Source organism: Herbiconiux aconitum (assembly GCF_024979235.1).
GTDB lineage: Bacteria > Actinomycetota > Actinomycetes > Actinomycetales > Microbacteriaceae > Herbiconiux > Herbiconiux aconitum.
Window position 1 is genome coordinate 70377 of record NZ_JANLCM010000002.1, and the last position, 21732, is coordinate 92108.

Below are 21732 nucleotides of genomic sequence, written 5' to 3' on the forward strand. Positions count from 1 at the left end.
CCGAACGTACGCCAACGAGAGGAGACGCATGACCTCCCATGAACTGCGCGCCGACGGGCTCGCCCTCGGCTATGACGGGCGTCGCGTCGTCGAAGGGCTCGACCTCGTGGTGCCCGACGGGGCCGTGACCGTGATCGTCGGACCGAACGCCTGCGGCAAATCGACCCTGCTGCGCTCGCTCGCGCGACTGCTGCGGCCCGAAGAGGGCGCGGCGACACTCGACGGAACGGATGTGCACCGCTACCCGAGCAAACAGCTCGCCACCGTTCTCGGACTCCTGCCCCAACAACCCGTCGCCCCCGAGGGCATCTCCGTGGCCGACCTCGTGGGCCGCGGGCGCTTTCCGCGGCAAGGACTCTTCCGGCAGTGGACCGCCGCCGACGACCTCGCCGTGGCCGAAGCGCTCCGCTCCACCGGCACCGCCGATCTCGCCGGCCGCCGGGTCGAAGAGCTCTCGGGCGGCCAGCGCCAACGCGTGTGGATCGCCATGGCATTGGCGCAGGAGACCGACATCCTGCTGCTCGACGAACCCACCACCTTCCTCGACGTCACCCACCAGATCGAGGTGCTCGATCTGCTGCAGGAGCTGAACGTGGAGCGGGGAACCACCGTCGTCATGGTGCTGCACGACCTCAACCTCGCCGCCCGCTACGCCGACCATCTGGTGGTGATGTCAGCCGGACGCATCGTCGCCGAAGGGGCACCCGCATCCGTCATCTCCGCTGACCTGGTGAACGAGGCGTTCGGGCTGGAGTCGCTCGTGGTGGCCGATCCGGTGAGCGGATCGCCGATGGTGGTTCCGATCGGGCGGTTCCACGGAAGAGGGTGATGGGCTACGCTGGTTAGGTAAGGCAATCCTTACTCGTTGCGAACGATCTGTTCGCCGTCCAGCCCCAGCCCCGACCGCAGGAGAACCTCCATGCCCCGCCGACTGAAGCTCGCCGCTCTCACCGCATCCGCCCTCGCCACCGCACTGGTGCTGGCGGGATGCGCCGGGAGCAGCACCGCCGAATCCTCACCCGCCGCCTCCGACGGCGCCCCTGTCACCATCGAGCACGCGTTCGGCGAGACCACGGTTCCCGCCGACCCGCAGCGCGTGGTGACGCTCGGCTGGGGGAGCACGGATGCGGCGATCGCGCTCGGCACGATCCCGGTCGCCATCCCGTTCGAGGGCTACGCCGGCGACGAGAACGGCGTGCTGCCGTGGGTCGCCGACGCGCTCGACAAGGCGGGCGCGGAGACGCCGACCGTGCTGCCCGAGTCGCCCGACGAGCCACCCTACGAGGCCATCGCCGAGGCCGACCCCGATGTCATCCTCGCCGTCTACTCGGGCATCACCGAGGAGCAATACGAGACGCTGTCGCAGATCGCGCCCACCGTCGCCTACCCGGGCGAGGCGTGGAGCACCCCGTGGCGCGACGTGGTGACCACGGTCGGCAAGGCCCTCGGAAAGTCCGCGCAGGCCGACGAGGTGCTGGCCGGCATCGACGCCCAACTCGCCGATGCCGCTGCCGCGCATCCGGAATTCAAGGGCAAGACCATCGCCGCCGTGTGGGACACCGCGGGCACCTTCTACGTCTACAAGAAGGCCGACCCGCGCGTGGAGTTCCTGCTCGATCTCGGGTTCGAGAACGCCCCCGCCGTCGATGAACTGGCCAATGGCGACGCCACCTTCTACTACACGCTGAGCTACGAGCAGCTCGACAAGCTCGACGCCGACGTGGTGCTGAGCTACTCCGACACGCAAGACGAAGCGGATGCCTTCTTGTCGGCACCGCAGACCTCCGTCATTCCCGCGGTAGCCGCCGGGCATGTGGCCCAGGTCGTGGGCACCTCGTACGTCTCGGCCGTGTCGCCGCCCACCGCGCTGTCGCTGCCGTGGGGGCTGGACTCGCTGGTCGACGCGTTGGCGGGGGCGACTGCCGACTCGAAGTAGGGTTCGCGCAGGCCGCACCGCCGCACCGCCGCTTTCGCGGCGCCGCTTCGCGGCTCGGCGGCCACCCGCCTCCCGTTCGGGAGGAGGAGAAGCACACGACCGGCTGTGCAGGGCGTCGTGTGCGTTTCCTCCTCCCGAGTTGCGCGTCGCACCGTGAGTCGGTCTCGACTTAGGGTGGGAACGGAGGGGGCAGATGACGAACAGCAGCGCCGACGACACGACCGAGCAGACCGACGTGACGGCTCACGCGTCTCCGCGGCGGCGCGGAATTGCGCGGCTGCTCATCGGTGCAGCGGTCGTTGTGGTGCTCGTGCTCGGGTTGGCGATGCTCGCCGGACACAGTCCGGGACTCTTCGTGGTGGTGTACCTCGGCTACGCGCTCGCGATCCTCGGCGTGCCCTACACGGTCGTCGCTCTCGTGGTGGCGGTGGTCGGTCATCGGCGGATCGCCCCGAGCCCACCGACACCCGGGCCAGCAGGGGAGTGGGATCGTCAGGTGCAGAACTTCGAGCTGTTCCCGCAGCGGGCGTCGCTGGTGCTCGCGGTCGTGCTCTTGCTGATTCTCGTGGTGGCGGGCATCCTCGTCGCCGATGGTGGCGGGGGAGCCGACCTGACGTCGCCCCTCTTGTTGTTCGGGGGCCCGGTGGTGGCCGGCGCCGTGTTCACGATCGGCGCGAATGTGCCCCAGCTCTACCGTCGCCGCGTCATCGCGCTGGAGCGACACGCGGTCGCCACCTGCACCGGACGGTGGCGCCTCATCGTGCTCAGCTGGGTGCTGTCGCCGCTTCTCTGGATCGCGTACCCGGTTGTCACCGTGCTCGCTCTCGTGCCGGCGATCCTCGGCGGCTGAGGTGCGTGAACGGCGCGGTCGGCTGCTTGCGCGGTGATCGCTAGCGGCGGCGGCGTCGGTTCGGGTAGACCGTCTCGCGCCGACGCGCGAGCCTGTCGGCGCGCACCCACGCGAGATGGGCACGGGAGGCCGGCACCCAGATCGAGACGGCCGCGACGATCGCGATGATCGCTGCGATCAGTTGCAACGGATCGACGGTGATCACCGCAAGGGATGCCTGCCACACGACGATGAGGGTGATCGCGATCGCGGTGACGCGACTGCCACGCCGGATCAGCCAGAACGGAAGCGCCGTGATGGCCAGCCCCACGATCGCGGACGTGCTGATGACGATCGCGAAGAATACGACGACACCGGTGCCGTGCTCCTCGTAGGCGGCCCAATCGATGCCGCGCGCCGCGACGACATCCTGGATCACCGACAGCCCGACCAGGGCGATCGACGCGAACCTCGCGACGGTGATGCTTGCGGGCGTGATCGGGGGCATCGTGCCTCGTCCGGCGGTGGGCATGTCTATAGACCCTCTTCGCCGGAGAGCCCGTCGACGGAGTAGCGGCGCTCGATGCCCGCCGTGGCCCGCCCCCAGCTGCTGCCGGCTGCCCGCGCCTGGTGCGCCGCGAAGACGGTCTCGTCTCGGAACAGCTCGTCGACTCGCCAGACCAGGGGATCGTCGGTGAGCGTGACCTCGAACGAAAGGCAGCCGGGTTCGGCGCGCGTGAGTGCGATGTGGTCGGGGAGGTGCTCGGCCACGATCCGGGCTTCGTACTGACTCGCGCAGACGAGGAATCCGCGGAGACGCACTTCACCCATGCGCCCACAGTAGAGCAGGATGAACCACTCGAACTGCACCCGGCAGCAGGTCGGCTACAGGTGTCGATAGAGTGTCCTCCGGACGTCCCGGATCAGCGCGGGCGCGAGCTATGGGCGGGGTGGCCAGGGTGTCGAGCGGGGATTACGGATGGGGCGCATCCGAGAGCGGTCGAGGTCGGCGCGACGACCGGTACTTCGGGCGAGGGCTGGCCTATTCGCTGCTCGTGGTGCCGATCGCCGTGCCGGTGTGGCTCATCATCTGGCAGTCGGGGTGGATCTCTGGCATCGTCGCTTTCGGTACGGCGTTCGGCGCGGCGGCCCTGTTCCGCTACGGCGCGAAAGGGAGGGTGTCGACCCGGGGAGCCGTGGCGATCTCGATCGTCTCGTTCGTCACGATCCTCCTCTGCGTCGCCTCGTCGCTGCTCTTCGATGCCAGCGTGGTCTACGCGCCGGAAGAACGGATGTTCGGCGGGCTCGCCGAGCCCGGATTCTGGAGCTGGCTCACCGGCAGCTACCTCAGCGACCCGGCCGTCGCGGCCGCGCTCGCGTGGAGTGCGGCGCTCAGCCTCTTTCTCGCGGCCCTCGGGGCGCTGCCCACGCTGATCGGGCTGCTGCGCGGTCGCACCGCCGGTGCTCGATGGGCGACATTGTTCGCCCCGATCGGAATCGCCGTGACCGCGGTGGCCGTGCTCGGGCTGCTCACCGCGAACGGATACGGCGGGGGCGTCGGCCCCGGCGGCCCTGGGGGCGTCGGCGGTGGACTGGCCGGGGTGGCCGGATCGCCTGGATCGGGCGGGGGCGCGGCATCCGGAGCCCAAGCCCCGGCATCCTTCGACCCCGCGTTCCCGGTCGGATCGTGCCTGCTGGGGGTTTCGGCGTCGGGCGACGTCGATCACGAGCTCACCCCTCCCGCGGTCGTGCCCTGCGAGCAGGCGCACGACGCTGAAGTGGTGTTCGTGGGGGAGACCGACGCGAGCGCCGGACCCGACTACCCTGGCGCATCCTGGCTGTCGGATGCCGCGGCGGCGCAGTGCACGGCGACCGTGTCGGAGTTCCTCGGCGTGGCCTGGGACCAGTCGGGCTTCACGCTGCAGACCGTCTATCCGTCGGAAGGTTCGTGGGGCGCCGGGGATCGCGCGCTGTCGTGCTGGGTGCAGAACCCGTCAGCGCAGACCACGGGGTCGCTGCGCGGCGTGGGGGCGGTCGGCGCGGCCGCGTAACGCGGCTGTCCCCGTTTCGCGACTGCCGTACCTGTCGGCTTGCGCGCCGCCGGCGCCCGGAGACATCGGGAAGCGGGGAACGACAGCGGTTCCAGAAACTCGCGGCGCGTCGGGCCCTGGCTATCTCGACGACAACCTCATTGTTTTGTCTGGTCTCCTCTGTCTGGCACTGCTGTATCTGATGGCATAGTCTGGTGTCAGACCACTCGGTAAGCGGTTTCCGCTGCAGGCACGATGAAGTGAGGACCCCAGATGACCATCGCAACCGTCGACCCCACCACCGGCGAGACCCTCGAGGAGTTCACTCCCCACACGGCCGCCGAGGTCGAGGACCGCATCGCCGCCGCCCACGCCGCCTACCTCGAGCTGGCGTCGACGACCATCGCCCAACGCGCCGAGTGGATGCGCGCGGCCGCGGGCATCCTGGAGTCCGAGGTCGACCAGGTCTCCGAACTCATCACCACCGAGATGGGCAAGACCCTCGGCCAGGCCCGCTACGAGACCCTGAAGTCGGCGACCGGGATGCGCTTCTTCGCCGACAACGCCGAGCGCTACCTCGCTCCCGAACATCCGGTCGAGGCCGGCGCGGTCAATGCTTCGGCCCTGTCGGTGCGCTTCGATCCGATCGGCGTGGTGCTCGCGGTGATGCCGTGGAACTATCCGCTCTGGCAGTGCATCCGCTTCGCCGCCCCCGCCCTCATGGCCGGAAACACCGGGCTGCTCAAGCACGCGTCGAACGTGCCGCAGAGCGCCCTCTACCTCGGCGAGCTGTTCGCGCGCGGCGGGTTCCCGAAGGGCGCCTTCCAGACCTTGCTGATCGAGGGCGGGGCCGTGGCTCCGCTGCTCGACGACCGGCGCATCCGGGCCGCCACACTCACCGGGTCGGTCGCTGCCGGCGCCTCCGTCGCCGAGGCCGCGGGGCGCAACGTGAAGAAGACCGTGCTCGAGCTCGGCGGAACCGACGTGTTCATCGTGCTGCCCTCGGCCGACGTGCCGCGGGCGGCGACCTTCGGCGTGAACGCGCGGGTGCAGAACTCGGGGCAGTCGTGCATCGCGGCCAAGCGCTACTACGTGCACACGGATGTCTACGACGAGTTCGCCGACGCCTTCGTCGCCGGAATGGCAGCGACCGTCGCCGGCGACCCCCGCGACGAGGCGACCACCTTCGGGCCACTCGCCACCTCGCGCGGACGCGACGACGTGCAGGAACTGGTCGACGACGCCGTGGCCAAGGGCGCCACGGTGCTCACCGGCGGATCGGTGCCGGACGGCCCCGGTTGGTTCTACCCCGCGACCGTGCTGACCGACGTGACGCCGTCAATGCGCATCTTCCGCGAAGAGTGCTTCGGCCCCGTCGCGTGCCTCTACCGGGTCGACTCCCTCGACGAGGCGATCTCGCGCTCGAACGACTCCGACTTCGGCCTCTCCTCGAGCGTCTGGACCACGGATACCGCCGAGATCGACCGACTCACGCGGTCGCTCGACTTCGGGGGAGTGTTCGTGAACGGGCTCACCGCATCCTTCCCCGGGGTTCCTTTCGGTGGGGTGAAGGATTCGGGGTACGGCCGCGAGCTCTCGGCGTTCGGCATCCGCGAGTTCACGAACGCGAAGACGGTCTGGCAGGCCTGAGCACCCTGCGGCGTGCGGGCGGAGCGGGCGTTGCGCGAGACTCTCGCGGCGTGGTAGCGTCGCCGCGATCGTGAATCGTCGGCTGGAGGTGAGACCCATGAACGCAGTATCCGAAATGGGTGCTCCCTCGCAGTGCACGATCGCGCGCGGCTGAAGACTGTCGCATCCGGGAGCGCCTGACAGGCAATTCGCGAAAGGCGACTCCCATGAACACTTCACTGCATCATCCTGCCCCCGCGCGTGACCGCGCACTCGTGCTCGGCGGCGGCGGATCGGCCGGCAATGCCTGGCTGATCGGCGTCCTCGCCGGTCTCGACGACGCCGCCCTCGACGTCACCGACGCCGACCTCATCATCGGCACCTCGGCCGGATCGACCGCCGCCGCCCAGATCGCGGGCGCGACCCCGGCCGAGCTGTACGCCGACATCCTCACCGCCCCGACACCGCCGCCGAACCGCCCGGTCGTCTCGAACGGTTCGCGTGGTTTCGTGGGCTCGCCCGACGACCAGCTGCGACGGATGGCCGAGATCATCGCCGCGTCTCAGGATGTCGCCGACATGAGCCGCCGACAGGGCGCGGCGGCTCTGTCGAAGGATGCTGTCTCCGACGGCTCGGAACACGAGCGCTGGCGCGCGACCGTCGCATCCCGGCTGCCTTCGGAGGAGTGGCCGGATCGCGCGATGCAGATCACGGCCGTGGATGCGCACTCCGGCGAACCCGTGGTGTTCGACCGCTCGAGCGGGGTGGAGCTGGTGGACGCGGTCGCGGCCAGCTGCGCCGGTGGGTTCGCCTACCGCATCGGGGGCGGGCGGTACATCGACGGTGGGTACCGGCGGTCAAGCGAGAACGCCGACCTCGCGGCCGGGTACGGGCGGGTGCTGGTGCTTTCCCCGCTCGGCGGTCGCACCCTGCTGCCGCTGGACTGGGGCATGCAGCTCGCGGTTCAGGTCGACGAGCTGCGGGCGGGTGGCAGCCAGGTCGAGACGGTGCTGCCCGACGGCGCCTCGCTCGAGGCGTTCGGCGCCGGCATGATGGACCTCTCGACGCGCCCGGCCGCGGCCCACGCCGGCTTCGCGCAGGGCCGAACCATCGCGCCGCGCCTCGTCGCGTTCTGGGCCTGAGGGGGCGCGGCCTGCGGGGTCGCGCGCTGCCCCGCGGGGTCGCGTTGCCCCGCGAAGTCGCGCTAAGTCGCCTCTGGTGCTGGTTCAGAGGCGACTTAGCGCGACCTCGCGAGCGGGTCGCGGCTCTCAGTGCACGGCGAGCATCACGAGCAGTTGGGCGGCGGCGGCGGCCGCCGTGAGCAGGGAATGCCGGATGCTCGCGGTGCGGCGGGCGGTGACAGCGAAAGCCGCGCGCGCCAGGAGCCACGCGATGAGCACCACGGTGGGGCTCGTGACGAACTCGAGCGCATTCGTGGGCGCGCCGCCATGATGAAGGGCCAGTAGCTCGCTGCTCGGATGCGCAACGGTCGACGCGGACGCCGACGTGGCGCCGGCACTCGCGGTGTCCGCAATGCCTTGGGCGCTGGGGGCGGCCAGCGTGCCCACCATCAGCAGAGTCATCGCCCAGAAGTCGACGATCGCCTCCCGCGCCCAGATCTCGGTGCGGGCAGCGCGAGCCATCACCGCCGCCACCACAAGGAAACCCATCGCAACCGGGAGCAATGCCCCCGGCACGCCAACTGCCACCAGCATCCCACCCACCATCAGCCCGTGGGCGCTCCAGGTCTCCCATCGACTCGTCCCTAAACGGGCCAAAACTCGACTCTTTGCCCCGTTAGGGACGACTCGAATCGGAGCGGCGCTGCTCAGGGCGGAGGGGGAGAGCGGGAGACCGGTCATGGGGGTGGGTCAGGCCACGGGCGGAGGGGCGGCGACGGTGGAGGGGGCGGCGAGGGAGGAGGGGGCGGCGAAGGTGGAGGGGGCGGCGAGAGAGGAGGGGGCGGCGGAGGAGGCGGCGGAGGGCTCGGGCGGCGACGCAGCGCCCGCAGCCGCACCCACGAGGCGGGCCGCGAGTTCGGTGGCACCGGCGACCGGCGGGCGATCGAGCAGGCGCACCCGGAGGCGGGAGTGGGCCGCAGTGACGAGTGCCGACATCCGTTCGAACAACACAGGCTGGGCCGCGATGACCGAACCGGCCGCCACCACGTCGGTGCCGACCGCCCCCTGCGCGACCAGCTGACGCACCAGGCGGGCGAGGTGTTGTGCGGCGCCCTCGATCACGATCTGCGCATCGAGCGACCCGGATCGCGCCGCCGCGAACACGACCGGCGCATGCGGCCCCCAGTTCTCGGTGCTCGGGTCGTCGTTGACCGCACGCGCGAGGCGCTCGGCATCCGTCACTCCGAAGCTTGCCAGGAGGGCGGCGAGGAGACCGTCGTCGGCGAAGCCGTCGTCGTGGCGCAGGAGCGCGCGTTTCACGGCTTCGCGCACGATGCCCGCGGCGCCCGCGTCGTCGCCGATGACCGATCCCCAACCGCCGGCGGCGAGGAACTCGCCCTCCGCGCTCCAGCCCACGCCGATCGCGCCGGTGCCGGCGATGAGGCCGATCACGTCGTCGAGTCCCGCGGCCGGCGCGATGAGCGCGGCGTCGTTCACCGCGATGGTCGGGATGCCGAGGCGTGCGGTGAGTGCCGCGCCGTACTCGAGCATGATGGCCGTGTTGTCGAGCCCCTGCGCGCCGACACCGAGCGCGGCGATCGACAGAGCGGATGCAGCGGATGCGGTCGGTGCGCCGGAAACACCGGAGGCACCGGATGCGGCAGCTGCGCCCGACGCGCCCGAAACTCCGGATGCGCCACCCGGCGGCACCGCACCGAGCGATCCGAGCACCGAGTCGAGCGCCCTCGCGATCCACTCGACGCCTGCCGCGACGGGCTCCGCATCCCAGTCGGACGACGGCACCACGACCTCGGCCACGAGCTCTCGCTCGAGCGTCTCGACCCGCACGGCGGCCTTGGTGCCGCCGATGTCCATGCCGACGAGCAGGCTCATCCGAGCTCGCTCGCGGGGGCGGCGGCGGACTCCACCTTGGTGTCGGCGTTGTGGAACACGAACTCCTCCACATCGATACCGCGCACGAACGCCATGTCGTTCGCGAACGCCTGCATCACCGCGGCCTCGAGCACCGCCCGCTGCGCGGCGTGCCGGCGCGGCAGCGAGATCGTGGTGAGCGAGGAGGTCTGCGGCACGTCCTGCGAGGTCACGAGCACCACCTGGTGCCCGGCCTCGCTGAGGGTCTGGGCGAGCGCGATCTCCCGCGCGTCGCCGAGCACGACGTGCACGCCGTCGCCCGCCGACTCCATCGATCCGTGCAGGTACTGGCGAGTGCTCATCGCTGTGGAGTGTACTCGCGCCACCTCGCGGAACAACAGGGCACCGGCCTCGGCCGACCCGACCGCCGGGCCCGCTCCCACGAAGTCGGCGGAGGGCGCCGTGGCGAAGCGTTGCGCGATGCTCAACGACCGCTCCGCGAGCTGCGCCTCCACCGAGCGGAAGTCGTCGGCCAGGCGATGCCAATCGGCGTCGAGTGTTCCCCCGTCCCAGAGGTCGGCGATCATGCCGAGCGCCACGATCGTCGCCGTGTAGCCGATGGTCGACGCGTAGCTGTCGGGGATGTTGCCGAGCACCAGCGAGCGGGACGCGACATCCGCGATCGGCGACGGCGCGTTGTTCACCACGGCAAGCCGCAGCGAAGGTGGCACCGACTCGAGCACGGCGAGGGTCTCCGAACTCTTGCCGCTCTGAGAGATCCCGATGATCGGATGCACACTCGCCGGGAACGGCAACGGCAGGTCGCCGGCACCGAGCCGCCACGAGTGGATGCCGCGCTTGCGCAACACCCACACCGGAGCAGCGGCCGCGGCGAGGCTCGCCCCGATGCCGACGAAGATCGGTCCCGGTCCGCTCAGGGCTCCGGATGCCTGGAGCTCGAGTGCGTCGGCCGCGATCCGGTCGATCGCGGGTTCGAGGTGGCCGACTTGGTTGCGGCGCGCCTCGGCGAGAGGAACGTAACCCTTCACGCGTGGTCTCCATCCTGGTGGTGCTGGTGGGTCTGGGGGTGGTGGTCGGTGTGGTCGTGGGCCATCGCGGGGTCAGTGGCGGGGTGCGTCGCGTGGTGGCCGGCGGCGTGGGGCGCGGGATGACCAGCGGAGTGGTCGTGGGCCAGGTGCTCGGCATCCGCGTGGCCCGCGGCTGCGTGCTCGGCGTGCGCGTGGCCCGGCGCGCAGTGGTCGCTCACGCTCTCCGGGATGTCGAGCGTGGGGTTGCGCCCGAAGAAGTCGTGCGGCTTGAAGGTGAACCCGGCGCTGTCGACCGGCATGATCGGCCAGTCCTCGATGCGCGGGAAGTGGGTGAGCCCGAAGGTGTGCCAGAGCACGATGTCGGTGTCGTCGATCGGGCGGTCGGCCGCGATCCAGGCCGGAAGGCCCGCGCCGCCCGGGTGCATGTTCACGAAGTCGCCGGCCGCATAGTTCTCGGCCGGGTCGTAGGCGGTGACCCAGAGGTGCTTGGTGGCGTAGGTGGCGCGGGCGTGAATGTCCGACGACGCATCCGCCAGCAGCACCGGCTTTCCCTCGGGCTGCAGCACCCAGCCCACGGGCCGGCCGAGCCGGTTCTGAACCGAGGGGTTCACGACGTGCCAGACCCGGTTGCGCGTGTTGTCGGCCAGCCGGCCGCCCTCGCTCTCGGTGCGCAGGCGGGTGACCGTCTGCGTGAATCCGGTGCCCGTCGGATTGGCGGGCCCGGGCGGCACGATCGCCGCCTCCAGCTCGTCGACCGCGTTGCCGAGGCCGTCGATCATGGTGTCGAGCCGGGCGCTGAAGAGGTGCTGGTGATAGGGAGCGCCGAGTCCGGGGGCTAACTCGGACGCGAAGGGATAGCCGTTACCGGGATAGGCCGAGGTGAACACCACCCCCGTGGCTTTCACCTCGAGTTCGATGGTGCCGTCGAGCCCGAAGTACCAGTAGAAGCCATAGTCGTAGTTGCCCACGGTCACGAAGAAGGAGATGACGAGGCGGCGGTTGCGGCGGGAGTCGCTCGATCCGTTCCAGTTGTCGAAGTGCTTCCACAGGATGCCGGTGTCTTCTTCGTGGATGCAGATCGCCTGCGGCACCACCCGGGCGTGCCCGTCGTCACCCGCCATCACGGCGTCGAGGTAGGTGATGTCGCCCACGCAATCGCAGCCGAGTTCGAGCGAGTTCGCGAAGCCGCCGAGCAGGTATTCGCCGCAGTCGAAGAAGTTCTGGAACCAGCGCTGGGGCGACGGATCGCCATACGGCACCATCATCTCCGCGATCGACGCGCGGTACAGTACGGGCCGCTGCTCGCCGGTGTCGGGGTCGCGGATGCCGATGTCGTGCAGCACGAGCCCCTCGCGCTGGTCAAAGCCCACCTGCAGTCGCCAGCCCAGCCAGTCGATCACGCCGTCGTCGTCGATCGTGAAGCTCGGGCCCTGGGGCTGCGTGATCTCGATGGGCTTGAGGCCCTCGCGGGGCGGCAGACCGACCCAGGACGGGAGGTGGAAGTTGCCGTCTTCTTGCGGCACGGGCAGGTCGACGTAGTCGATCACGTCGAGCACCTCCCGGGTCACGACGTCGACGATCACCGTGACGCCGTCGACCGGATGCGCCCAGCCGAGATCCTGAGGCGTCTTCTGCACGAAGGTGAAGCAGCGCTGCAGCCGGCGGCCGGCCTCGTCGACGCCGAGTACGCCTGCGGAGAGCGGATTGACGCGCAGCTGCGAGAGGTCGGTGAGGCCGCGCTTGGCCATGGCGGCGCGCCAGCGGGCATCCTGGTGCACGACTTCCTCCACCAGCGCGAACTCGGGGATGACCACGGGCGCCTGGCCCTCGGTGTCGGGGTCGAGCTCGTGCACCGACTCGACGCGGTCTTCGGAGGGCACCACCACGATGTCGGTCGAGAGCCCGGTGCCGAAGTCGACGAGCATGACCCGGATGCGCCGCGCGGGTCGGGCGCCGGCGAGCAGTTCGCGCTTGTCGGGCTCCTGCAGGCCGAGGTAGGCGACGTGCCCGTCGGGCCCGAGCAGCCCCTCGCGCACGAGCACGGCGCGGGTGGCTTCGATCTCGTCGGAGCTCACGGTGCGCAGCTCCGGCGCGAGCAGCGCGGTGAGGTCGGGGCTGCCGGCGCCCTCGGGCGCGCTGGCGGTGGGGAGGTTTGCGCCCTCGGCTGCGGTGGTGGTGGGGTGGTCGGCGGCGGTCGTGGATTCAGTTGTCACAGGGCGATCCCCTCGGTGGCGGCGGTCGAGGTGGCGGGGGTGGTGAATGCGGCGCCGGGAGCGATGGGCGCGTAACCCGAGGTGGCGGGCGCGGCGGGGGCAGGCGCGGCCTCGGTGGCAGCGGGCGGTGTCCCGGGCGCGGAGTCAGAGCCGGCGGCAGACGGCGCCGTGACGACGGCGGGCGACTCGACCGGCTCCCACTGGCGAGTGCGCATCGAGCGGTAGCAGGCGTCGATGATGGTGTTCACGATCACGCCGTCGTCGAAGGTCTCCGATGGGGCGATGCCCTGTTCGAAGCGGTCGAGGAAGTGCCGGAACTGCTGCGAGAAGCCGTAAGCCCGCGTCTCTTCGGGCACCGGGTAGACCCAGCCGGTGTCGGCATCCGATTTTTCGACGAGATAGCCGACCGGCGAGGTGATGAACCCGTAGACAGGGGTCTGCGAGGTGTCGGTGACGATGCGCCCACCCGAGCCGATGAACTCGTGGCGCAGCGACATCCCGCCCTTCTCGATCCACGACGACTCGATCGTGGCGAGCTGACCGCCCTCGAAGCGCAGCCAAGCCACCGCGGTGTCTTCACCCGTGGTCTTGTCGCCGTGCACGAGCGTGGCGCCCCAGGCCATCACCTCGACCACCGGGTTGTCTTTGCCGAAGAAGTGGCGGGCCGATTCGACGGTGTGGCAGCCCATGTCGAGCAGGGCGCCACCGCCGGCGGTCGAGGCATCCCAGAAGTGAGGAGCGTGCGGGCCGCTGTGCCCCTCGCGGGCGCGCATGGTGAGCACCGACCCGATGCCGCCGGCCGCCACCATCTCGTGCGCCTTCGCGATGTTGGGCGAGAACACCGAACTCTCGGCATACCCGTGCCAGATTCCCGCCGAACGCACGATCGCGAGAATCGACGCCGCCTCCGGCCCCGTGCGCGCCAACGGCTTGGTGCAGATGACGCCCTTGCCGTGCCGCGCCGCCGCGCGCACTGCCTCCACGTGCAGCTCGTTGGGCAGTGCGACGATGACGAGTTCGACCTCCGGATCGGCGCACAGCGCGTCGATGGAGTCGTGGGTGCGGGGGATCGACCAGCGCGTAGCGAGCCTGCTCGCCGACGACGGCGTGCGCGAGTAGTTGGCGACGAGCTCGGCGCTGCGCACATCGGTGAGCGCATCCGCGTAGCACTCGGCGATGAATCCGGAGCCGAGGATTCCAATTCGTGTCATGGTGAAGACCATACCTCTAGAAACAACATCCATACAATTAGCCGAAACATGTTCGTTACAAAGATACCTCTTGTAACCTCATGAACAGAATGTATATGCTGGCGAAACCCCGCACTGACAATCACTAGAAGAAGGAGGCGCCGTGCGATCGAAATTAGCGCCCATCGCGATCACAGCAGCAAGCCTGATGCTCGTCGGTCTTGCCGGATGCTCGTCGGGCGGCAGCGCCTCGTCGACTGACGGTGGCGACGACGTGACACTCACCCTCGCGACCTGGCGAACCGAAGACACCGCGATGTGGGAAGACGAGATCATCCCCGCCTTCGAGGCGTCGCATCCCGGTATCACCGTCGAATACGCGCCCGTCGGAACCGACGACTACAACGCGGCCATGCAGTCGCAGATCGAGGGCGGCACCGGCGCCGACCTCATCATGTGCCGCCCGTTCGACGTCAACCGCGCCTGGATCGAAGACGGCTACTTCGAGCCGCTGGCCGGCACAGATGCCGTCGGAGCCTTCGACGACACCGCGCTCGCCGCGTGGACGGATGTCGACGGCAACCCGTTCTGCGTGCCCATCGCATCCGTTCTCGCCGGCTTCTACTACAACACGGCGATCTTCGACGAGCTCGGGCTTGAAGTGCCCACCACGCAGGCCGAGTTCACCGACGTGCTCGAGAAGATCAAGGCCAGCGGAAAGTACACGCCGCTCGCCCTCGGCTCGGCCGACGGGTGGCAGCTCGCCTACAACGTGCTCTACAACCTGGGCCCGAACTACTGGAAGGGCGAAGACGGCCGGCTCGGCCTCATCGACGGCTCCCAGAAGCTCACCGACCCCGACTTCGTGGCCGCCTTCCAGGCGTTCGACGACCTCAAGCCCTACCTTCCGGAGGGCTACGAGTCGCTGACCTACGAAGACATGATGCAGCTGTTCACCCTCGGTAAGGCAGCGATCATCCCCGACGGCTCGTGGGACATCACGGCCGCCACCGCCACCGGGCTCGACGTGGGCGTCTTCGGCGCACCGGTCGCCGCGGCCGGCGACCAGCGCTACCAGCAGGAGATGCCCGACCAGGGAATCGGGATGAACGCGAAGTCGACCCACAAGGAAGCCGCGCAGGAGTTCCTCGACTGGCTCTCGACCTCCGAGTTCCAAAGCCTCTACGTCAACAAACTGCCCGGGTTCTTCTCGATGGGAACCGAGGCCGTGACCTACGACAACGAGCTCGCGCAGAAGTTCGCCGACCTGAAGACCGACGCCGAGCTCACTCCCCGTCTGGCCCTCGACCGGCTGAGCGCGGGAACCCCACCGCTCGACGACGAGATCTGGGTGGCCTTGCAGAACATGTACAACTCAGGATTGAGTGCTGAGGACGCCACTGCAGAACTGCAGGCCGGCCTCGACTCCTGGTACAAGCCCGCCCAGTAGGGTCTGCGACGCGCCGGGTGGCCACACGACCACCCGGCGCGCTCGCTGTCCTCCCGCCCGATCCGCCTGTCGATCCGACACCGAAAAGAGAGGTCAGATGAAGAGCACCGTCCGCTCGTACCGCAATCTGATCCTGTTCAGCCTTCCCGCCCTCGTCATCTACGCCGGGTTCCTCGTGATCCCGTTGATCGCGTCGGTCGTTCTGAGCTTCATGGATTCCGACACCGGCCCCACCTCGGTGTTCGTCGGATTCGACAACTACGTCTACCTGTTCACGAACACCTCCACGAGCGAGCGTTTCTGGAACGCCCTCGTCAACAACTTCGAATTCTTCGCGGTGCACCTCCTGGTGGAGCTGCCGATCGGCCTTCTGATGGCCGCGCTGCTCACCTCGTCGACACTGCGCCGCTCGCGCGGCGTCTACCGCACACTGCTGTTCATCCCGGCCACGCTCTCGGTGGTCATCGTCGGTTTCGTCTGGCGACTCATCATCAACCCGCTCTGGGGCATCGTGCAGTTCCCGCTCCTCGGCGACGAGAACACGGCGCTGCCGACCATCGCGCTGATGTCGGTGTGGGAGTACGTCGGCATTCCGATGATCTTCCTCTACACCGCCCTCATCGCCATCCCCGACGACGTGCTCGAAGCCGCCAAGCTCGACGGCGCGAACGCCTGGACCACCTTCTGGAAGGTGAAGTTCCCGCTCATCGCGCCGCAGTTCGGTCTCATCGCGATCCTGACCTACATCTGGACGTTCAACGGCTTCGACATCGTCTACGCCCTGAACGGATCCGCGCCCGGCCCCGACTACGCCACCGACATCCTGGGCACGCTGTTCTACCGCACCTTCTTCGGGTCGAGCGGGCAGGTGGCCAACCCCGATCTCGGCGCCACCGTCGCCTCGGTGGTGTTCTTCCTCATCCTGATCATCACGGCCGTCTACTTCGCCGTCGTGCAGCGCCGCCTGAAGAGCTACGAACTCTAGGACCCGAGAATGACGACAGACACCCGCCCTCCCCGCACTCCTTCCCGCAGCAGAAGCGGCGGCCGCACCCGCTTCCGCGGCGACCGCCCGACCGGCCTCGGTCTCAACAAGCCCAGCCGATCGGATGCCGGTGGCCGGCTGTTCGTGCACGTCGCGCTGATCATCTTCGTGATCGTCGCGATCGGCCCGATCCTCATCGTGGTGATGAACTCGTTGAAGACGACGCCCGGCATCTTCAACGGCCCGTTCCTTCCGCCGACGGCCGAGACCTTCAACCTCGACGGCTGGGCCAATGTGTTCAAGCGCGGAAACTTCGCGCTCAACTACGGCAACAGCATCATCGTCACTCTCGTCTCGACGCTGCTGACACTGGTGCTCAGCACCTTCGCGGCGTTCGCGATCACCGAATACAAGGTGAAGCTCGCGCCGGTGCTGGCCGGGTTCTTCATCATCGGCATCATGCTGCCGATTCGGCTGGGCACCGTGCCGATCCTGCAGACCATGGTGGCCTGGCACCTCGTCGACACGCTCGTGGCGCTCATCCTGGTCTACACGGCGATGAGCCTGCCGCTCGCGATCGCGCTGATGGCCACCTTCTTCCGGCGCGTGCCGATGGAGTTGAAGGAGGCCGCCAAGATCGACGGGGCGGGGGAGCTGCGCACGCTCTCGATCGTGTTGCCGCTCGTTCGCCCAGGGCTCGCGGCCGTGGCATCCGTCACCATGCTGCCGATCTGGAATGACCTGTGGTTCCCGCTCATCCTCGCGCCGAGCAAGGAGAACCAGACCGTGACGCTCGGCGTGCAGCAGTTCGTGGGGCAGTTCCAGAGCGACTACCCGGCGCTGCTGGCCGCGCTGACGCTCGGCGCGCTGCCTCTCGTCATCCTGTTCACGGTGTTCTCGCGCAACTTCATCCAGGGTCTCAGCCAGGGCTACGGCAAGTAGCCCTCACCGAATCGCCAAGACACGCCGCTACGCCGGGTCGGATTCCGTCAGAAATTGGCGAATCGACGACGGCGGGTGGACGCAAGCCCGCGAAGGGGGCTCAGCGACGCGGATGGCCCGGCTTCGAGCGGGTGAAGACCGTGCGCAGGCGGTAGCGGTCGCCCGAGTACTCGATGGTTGAGATGAGCACGGGACGGTCGCGCGCATCCACCGAGGTCTGCTTCATCACCAGGATCGGGCGGCCGACCTCGATGTCGAGATGCTTCGCGATCGAGGCGTCAGCGTCGCGGGCCTCGATGGTGGCCTCGGCGCGGGCGATGTCGATGCCGCTCTCACCGAGCGTGGCGTAGAGCGACCCGGTGGCGAAGTCGACGTCGGCGGCCTGCGGGATGAGGGTGGCCGGCACGCGCGTGTTGTCGATGGCGATCGGCACCCCGTCGAGCCGGCGCACCCGGCCGAGGCGCAGCAACGGTGTGCCGGGAGCGACGCCCAGTTCTTCGCCCTCGTCGAGGGTGGCGGGGGAGATGCGCTGCTCGATCACGAGGGAGTCGGAGACCAGCCCCATGCGGGCCGCCGTCTCACTGAACGACTCGAGCGAGTTCGGCCAGTCGCCGGCCGTGGGCTCGGCGGCGTCGGGCTGCGAGACGTACCAGCCGCGGCCGTGCGACGAGCTCAGCACGCCCTCTTCGACGAGGCTCACCAATGCTTTGCGCAGGGTCACCCGGCTGACATTGAGATCGAGGCACAGCTCGCGTTCGGCGGGCAGCCGCATCCCCTCGCCATAGGCGCCGCTCGCGATCTGCTCACGAACGTAGTCGGCGGTCTGGGCCCAGAGCGGCTCGGCGCGGGAGCTGTCGATCCTGGAATCCGTCATGAGCCTAAGCTATACCACTTTCAATACCACACCCTACAAAGCCACCCGTGGTGTGCGTCGGCGCGTCGGGGTGCCCGGGCGTCGGCACCGGTCACGATGAAGACGGTGCGGCTGATCCGGGGAGCACGACCGGTTTGTCGGCGTTCGGGTGCACGATCATCTCGGGGGCCTTCGTGACGATCAGCCAGGTGGGCAGGATCGCGAGGCAGAGCACCGGCAGCACGACGAGTCCGCCGCTGACCGCCGTGGCGATGAACAGGGCGATCCAGCCGTCTCGAGCGACGGCGAGCACCATGCCGAGCACGCCCGCCGACACGGCGAGGGCGACCGGGATGCCGGGCACCACCGCGTTGGCGAGGATGCCGATCGCGGCCCCGATGAACACCGACGGGAAGATACGACCGCCGCGGAATCCCGCGGCCGCGGCGACGGTGAGCGCCACCACCTTCACCAGCACGATCACGATCAGCGCTTCGATCGTGTAGTCGGCACGGTTCGTCGCGAGCTCAGAGGTCTGCTCCAGCCCCTTGAACAAGGTGATCGGGCCGCCGATCGCGCCCAGCACACCGAGCACGACACCACCGGCCGTGACGTAGAACACCGGGTTGCGGAGCAGCCGGAACGCGCCGTGCAGCCGCGGGAAGACGGCGGCAGCCGCGATGCCGAGGGCGGCCGCGACGGATGCGATGACGGCGGCGCTCAACAGATCGAGGGGTTGAAGGGTGTCGTATGCGGGCAGGGGCAGCGCGAAAGTCGGATGCGCGAGGAGATGCATCGTGACGGCACCGGCGCCGGCGGCGACCAGCGGAAGGAAGAGCTTGTCCCAGAGCGCTCCGCCGCCCGCGATCGAGCCGACCACGCCGGTGAACACCAACGCGGCGGCGACGGGCGTGCCGAACAGCGCGCCGATGGTGGCGGCCGCCGTGATCATGATCACCAGCTGAGGCGGCACCGCTTTCCACACCCGTGCGACGAGCGCGACCAGGAGGCCGGTGTTGATGGCGATGATCGGGTTCTCGGGGCCGAGGCTGACACCACCCGCCAAGCCGATCACTGCAACGAGGGTGAGCGAGGGCAGCGCGCGCAAGGGCAGCGGCGGTGCGATCAGTTCGGTGGTGGCGGAGTCTCGGCCACCGTGCCCGGGAACCAGCCAGAGGCACAGGCCCACCACGAGACCGGTCAGGGTGAGGATGCTGAAGATCCACCAGCCGTTGTCGGGGTCGATGCCGGTGGCGTTGGGAACGACGTCCCAGATGACCGTCTCGAGTTGGCCGGCGACCCACTCGATGCCGAACAGCAGCAGGGCGCTCACGACCCCGATGAGGAGCGACGGCGCCGACAGCTGCAGCAGACGCTTGATGGTCGGCGCGGGCTGGGTGAGCGCTCCGGGGGCGGGAGAGGTCATGTGCTCACGATAGCGTTCAGCCCCTCGCCACCGGGAGGGTCAGAAATCGTCGACGTGCAAGTGGTCGCAGCTGTCTTCGAAGTCGATGAAGTTCTGGAAGCTCGGCTCGTTGCCGGCGGAGTAGCGGCACTGCGACTGACCGACCCGTGATCCGTTGGGCATCATCGGGTCGAGCACGGCGATGAGGTTCAGCGACGCGTCGTTCGCCCCGGTCAGGCGCACGCCGCCCACCGAGGTGAAGTCGACCGCGTGGCCACCGCCCTGCTTGTAGTGAGCGGATGCGGTGCCCGCCCCTTCGATCTGCCCGGTGCAGCGGCGACTGATGTCGCTCACGCCCGCACTGCCGAAGGCCCGCACGGCGGCCACCATCGCCTGGAGGATGGTGACGTCGATACTGCAGTTGGCGACATCCTGACCCTGCGCGATCCAGGCGATCTCGAAGATGTGGTCGGGGGTCGATCCCCAGAACTGGCCCGCGGCGACGTAGCCCATGAGCTCCTCGGCGAGGGCCTGAGCGTCGCCCGAGACGGGCCCGATGACCTGGCCTCCGCCGTGGGCGGCCGCTGCTGCGGCCGCCGCTGCCGCTGCCGCCGCAGCGGCCCGCGCCGCGACTCCGGCCTGGTATTGCTGCTCGGTGACGGCGGTGTTCTGCTGCAGGCTCGCGAGTTGCGCATCCATCTCGTCTTTGTGGGCGTAGTTCTCCTGCAGGATCGCGACGGCCTCGCGCTGTGCCGCCGCGGCGGCCTCGAGCGCGGCCTGTGCCGCGTCGGCGAGCTCGGTGAGTTCCTGCTTCGCCACGTCGGCCTGCTTGCTGAGCGAGGTCGCGGTGTTCGCATCCTGTTCCGCGGCTGCGTAGACCGCGTTCACCGATTCTGTGAGCTGACTGGCGGCGCTCAGTTGGGCGAGCAGGTCGTCGATGTGAGAGGAGTCGCTCGTGAGGAGGAGGGTGGTGAGGTCCGACCCGCCGGAGCGCACGAACTGGGCGGCCATCTGCGCCGCGCGCTTCTTCGAATCGTCGGCCTTGGTGGCGGCCGCGGCACTGGTGGCAGCCAGGGTGTCCGACTTCAGCTGGCCGGCAGTCAGGGCGGCGCTCGCCTTGTCGTAGGCGTCGGAGGTCTCCGCGACGCGCGCCTGCGCGGCGGCGGCCTTCGCCTCGTTGTCGGCGATCACGCCCTGCAGCTTGGCGATCTCGTCCTGCTTCGCGCTCTCGCTGCTGCGGGCGGCGACCACTTCGTCCCAGCTCGGGTAGTCGTCGGCGAAGGCAGCCGGCGCGCCGGCGATCGAAGCGGCGGCGGTGAGGGCGACGACCAGCAGAGTGGTGCCGACGGCCCGCAGGCGCCGGGCGCGAAGTGTCTTGTCCATGGATCCTCTGAGCTCGGGCACGTCACGGATCGGCGCCCCAGATGCATATTCAACCCCGGCCCGGCACTCGTATCGGGGAGGTGACGGCGGCAATTCGCAAATCGTTGACGCCGGGCAAGGAGATGGCCGGAGGGGGGCGATAGGGTCGCCGTATGAGCGGCAGAATCGACGACCAGGGCGGGAGCCCGGGGCGGTATGGTGCATCCGCCACCACCGAGATCGACCCGCGGTCGGTGGGCCGGTTAGGAGTGGCGTACAACCCGTCGACCGATGGGGATGCCGACCCGGGCGAGGTCGTGTGGACCTGGGTTCCCTATGAGGAGAACGACGGTCGCGGCAAAGACCGACCGGTTCTCGTCATCGCGACGGAGCCCGGCGGAACGGTGCTCGCCCTGCAGCTCACCTCGAAGCCGCACGACGACCCGTACGACGTGGCCATCGGCAGCGGTGCGTGGGATTCGGCGGGTCGACCGAGCTGGGTGCGCCTCGAGCGCGTCTTCCGTGTGCACCAGGCCGGCATGCGACGCGAGGCGGTCGCCCTCGATGCCGCCCGCTTCGCGCTCGTAGCGGCGGCCCTGCAGAAGCGCTTCGGCTGGAAGCCGGCTGCGGCGCCGGCAGCGCCTGTGGCAGCGCCCGCGCGCGCTGCGGCAGCAGCTGTGCCAGCCCGCTCGGGCTCACGCTCGCGGATCGTTCGAGCCTTCCGTCGCCTCTTCGGCGCGCGCGGTTAGTATCCCGGCGCCCTCAGGGCGGGGCGCGGCACGAATCGCAACGGGCCGCTCCCGGACGACCCAGGGTGACGGCGAGGCCGCGAAGCGACCTCACCGGAACATGTCGCGCGGCGCCGG

General features: G+C 69.3%; 20 protein-coding genes. 10 read left to right on the plus strand and 10 right to left on the minus strand.

Features of this window, described 5'->3' with window-relative positions:
• Positions 1-28 precede the first annotated feature (28 nt).
• The 3 genes from N1027_RS11900 to N1027_RS11910 all read left to right on the plus strand — a co-directional run bounded on the left by N1027_RS11900 (position 29) and on the right by N1027_RS11910 (position 2786).
• Positions 29-829, plus strand: coding sequence for an ABC transporter ATP-binding protein (locus tag N1027_RS11900; protein ID WP_259508151.1), 801 nt, complete (start codon positions 29-31; stop codon positions 827-829).
• A gap of 90 nt (positions 830-919) precedes the next feature.
• Complete coding sequence (locus N1027_RS11905; protein ID WP_259508152.1) at positions 920-1936, plus strand: iron-siderophore ABC transporter substrate-binding protein; 1017 nt, start codon at positions 920-922, stop codon at positions 1934-1936.
• Positions 1937-2129: 193 nt separating this feature from the next.
• The gene (locus N1027_RS11910) at positions 2130-2786 is read left to right on the plus strand and encodes a hypothetical protein (RefSeq protein ID WP_259508154.1); all 657 of its coding nucleotides are present in this window, start codon (positions 2130-2132) and stop codon (positions 2784-2786) included.
• A 40-nt stretch (positions 2787-2826) separates the two neighbouring features.
• Here the strand turns inward: N1027_RS11910 and N1027_RS11915 are convergent, their stop codons facing one another.
• Positions 2827-3297: a hypothetical protein gene (locus N1027_RS11915; RefSeq protein WP_259508155.1), complete on the minus strand. Its 471-nt coding sequence runs from the start codon at positions 3295-3297 to the stop codon at positions 2827-2829.
• Between the two features lie 2 nt (positions 3298-3299).
• Positions 3300-3596: a putative quinol monooxygenase gene (locus N1027_RS11920; protein ID WP_259508157.1), complete on the minus strand. Its 297-nt coding sequence runs from the start codon at positions 3594-3596 to the stop codon at positions 3300-3302.
• 128 nt (positions 3597-3724) lie between these two features.
• On the opposite strand from N1027_RS11920, the gene N1027_RS11925 reads away from it, so the two are divergent.
• The 3 genes from N1027_RS11925 (at position 3725) to N1027_RS11935 (ending at position 7566) form a co-directional block, all read left to right on the plus strand.
• Positions 3725-4816 carry a septum formation family protein gene (locus N1027_RS11925; protein ID WP_259508159.1) on the plus strand — a complete coding sequence of 364 codons (1092 nt, stop codon included), beginning with the start codon at positions 3725-3727 and terminating at the stop codon, positions 4814-4816.
• A gap of 252 nt (positions 4817-5068) precedes the next feature.
• Positions 5069-6445 (plus strand): aldehyde dehydrogenase AldH, encoded by a 1377-nt coding sequence (aldh, locus tag N1027_RS11930; RefSeq protein WP_259508161.1) that lies wholly within the window; start codon positions 5069-5071, stop codon positions 6443-6445.
• Positions 6446-6651: 206 nt separating this feature from the next.
• Entirely contained in the window at positions 6652-7566 is a 915-nt protein-coding gene (locus N1027_RS11935) for a patatin-like phospholipase family protein (protein WP_259508163.1), read from the plus strand.
• 126 nt (positions 7567-7692) lie between these two features.
• On the opposite strand, the gene N1027_RS11940 is transcribed toward N1027_RS11935, so the two are convergent.
• The 5 genes from N1027_RS11940 to N1027_RS11960 form a co-directional block, all read right to left on the minus strand.
• Positions 7693-8139 (minus strand): hypothetical protein, encoded by a 447-nt coding sequence (locus N1027_RS11940; RefSeq protein WP_259508165.1) that lies wholly within the window; start codon positions 8137-8139, stop codon positions 7693-7695.
• 156 nt (positions 8140-8295) lie between these two features.
• Positions 8296-9438 carry a BadF/BadG/BcrA/BcrD ATPase family protein gene (locus N1027_RS11945; RefSeq protein ID WP_259508167.1) on the minus strand — a complete coding sequence of 381 codons (1143 nt, stop codon included), beginning with the start codon at positions 9436-9438 and terminating at the stop codon, positions 8296-8298.
• Positions 9435-10466, minus strand: coding sequence for an SIS domain-containing protein (locus N1027_RS11950; protein WP_259508169.1), 1032 nt, complete (start codon positions 10464-10466; stop codon positions 9435-9437). The genes N1027_RS11945 and N1027_RS11950 overlap by 4 nt, the downstream gene beginning before the upstream one ends.
• Positions 10463-12679, minus strand: a complete 2217-nt coding sequence (locus N1027_RS11955) for a primary-amine oxidase (protein ID WP_259508171.1) — start codon at positions 12677-12679, stop codon at positions 10463-10465. The genes N1027_RS11950 and N1027_RS11955 overlap by 4 nt, the downstream gene beginning before the upstream one ends.
• Positions 12676-13890 carry a Gfo/Idh/MocA family protein gene (locus N1027_RS11960; protein WP_259508172.1) on the minus strand — a complete coding sequence of 405 codons (1215 nt, stop codon included), beginning with the start codon at positions 13888-13890 and terminating at the stop codon, positions 12676-12678. The genes N1027_RS11955 and N1027_RS11960 overlap by 4 nt, the downstream gene beginning before the upstream one ends.
• A 142-nt stretch (positions 13891-14032) precedes the next feature.
• Here N1027_RS11960 and N1027_RS11965 point away from each other — a divergent pair, with 142 nt between their 5' ends.
• From N1027_RS11965 to N1027_RS11975, 3 genes are all read left to right on the plus strand, one after another.
• Entirely contained in the window at positions 14033-15319 is a 1287-nt protein-coding gene (locus tag N1027_RS11965) for an ABC transporter substrate-binding protein (RefSeq protein WP_259508173.1), read from the plus strand.
• 97 nt (positions 15320-15416) lie between these two features.
• The gene (locus N1027_RS11970) at positions 15417-16304 is read left to right on the plus strand and encodes a carbohydrate ABC transporter permease (RefSeq protein WP_259508174.1); all 888 of its coding nucleotides are present in this window, start codon (positions 15417-15419) and stop codon (positions 16302-16304) included.
• Positions 16305-16313: 9 nt separating this feature from the next.
• Complete coding sequence (locus N1027_RS11975; protein WP_259508176.1) at positions 16314-17246, plus strand: carbohydrate ABC transporter permease; 933 nt, start codon at positions 16314-16316, stop codon at positions 17244-17246.
• 100 nt (positions 17247-17346) lie between these two features.
• Here N1027_RS11975 and N1027_RS11980 read toward each other — a convergent pair whose 3' ends face one another.
• From N1027_RS11980 to N1027_RS11990, 3 genes are all read right to left on the minus strand, one after another.
• Entirely contained in the window at positions 17347-18120 is a 774-nt protein-coding gene (locus tag N1027_RS11980) for a GntR family transcriptional regulator (protein WP_259508178.1), read from the minus strand.
• Positions 18121-18211: 91 nt separating this feature from the next.
• A complete protein-coding gene (locus N1027_RS11985; protein ID WP_259508180.1) occupies positions 18212-19525 on the minus strand; it encodes an ion channel protein in 1314 nt (437 codons plus the stop codon).
• A gap of 39 nt (positions 19526-19564) precedes the next feature.
• Complete coding sequence (locus N1027_RS11990) at positions 19565-20887, minus strand: coiled-coil domain-containing protein (protein WP_259508182.1); 1323 nt, start codon at positions 20885-20887, stop codon at positions 19565-19567.
• Between the two features lie 152 nt (positions 20888-21039).
• Here N1027_RS11990 and N1027_RS11995 point away from each other — a divergent pair, with 152 nt between their 5' ends.
• Positions 21040-21615, plus strand: coding sequence for a type II toxin-antitoxin system PemK/MazF family toxin (locus N1027_RS11995; protein ID WP_259508184.1), 576 nt, complete (start codon positions 21040-21042; stop codon positions 21613-21615).
• Positions 21616-21732: the final 117 nt, after the last annotated feature.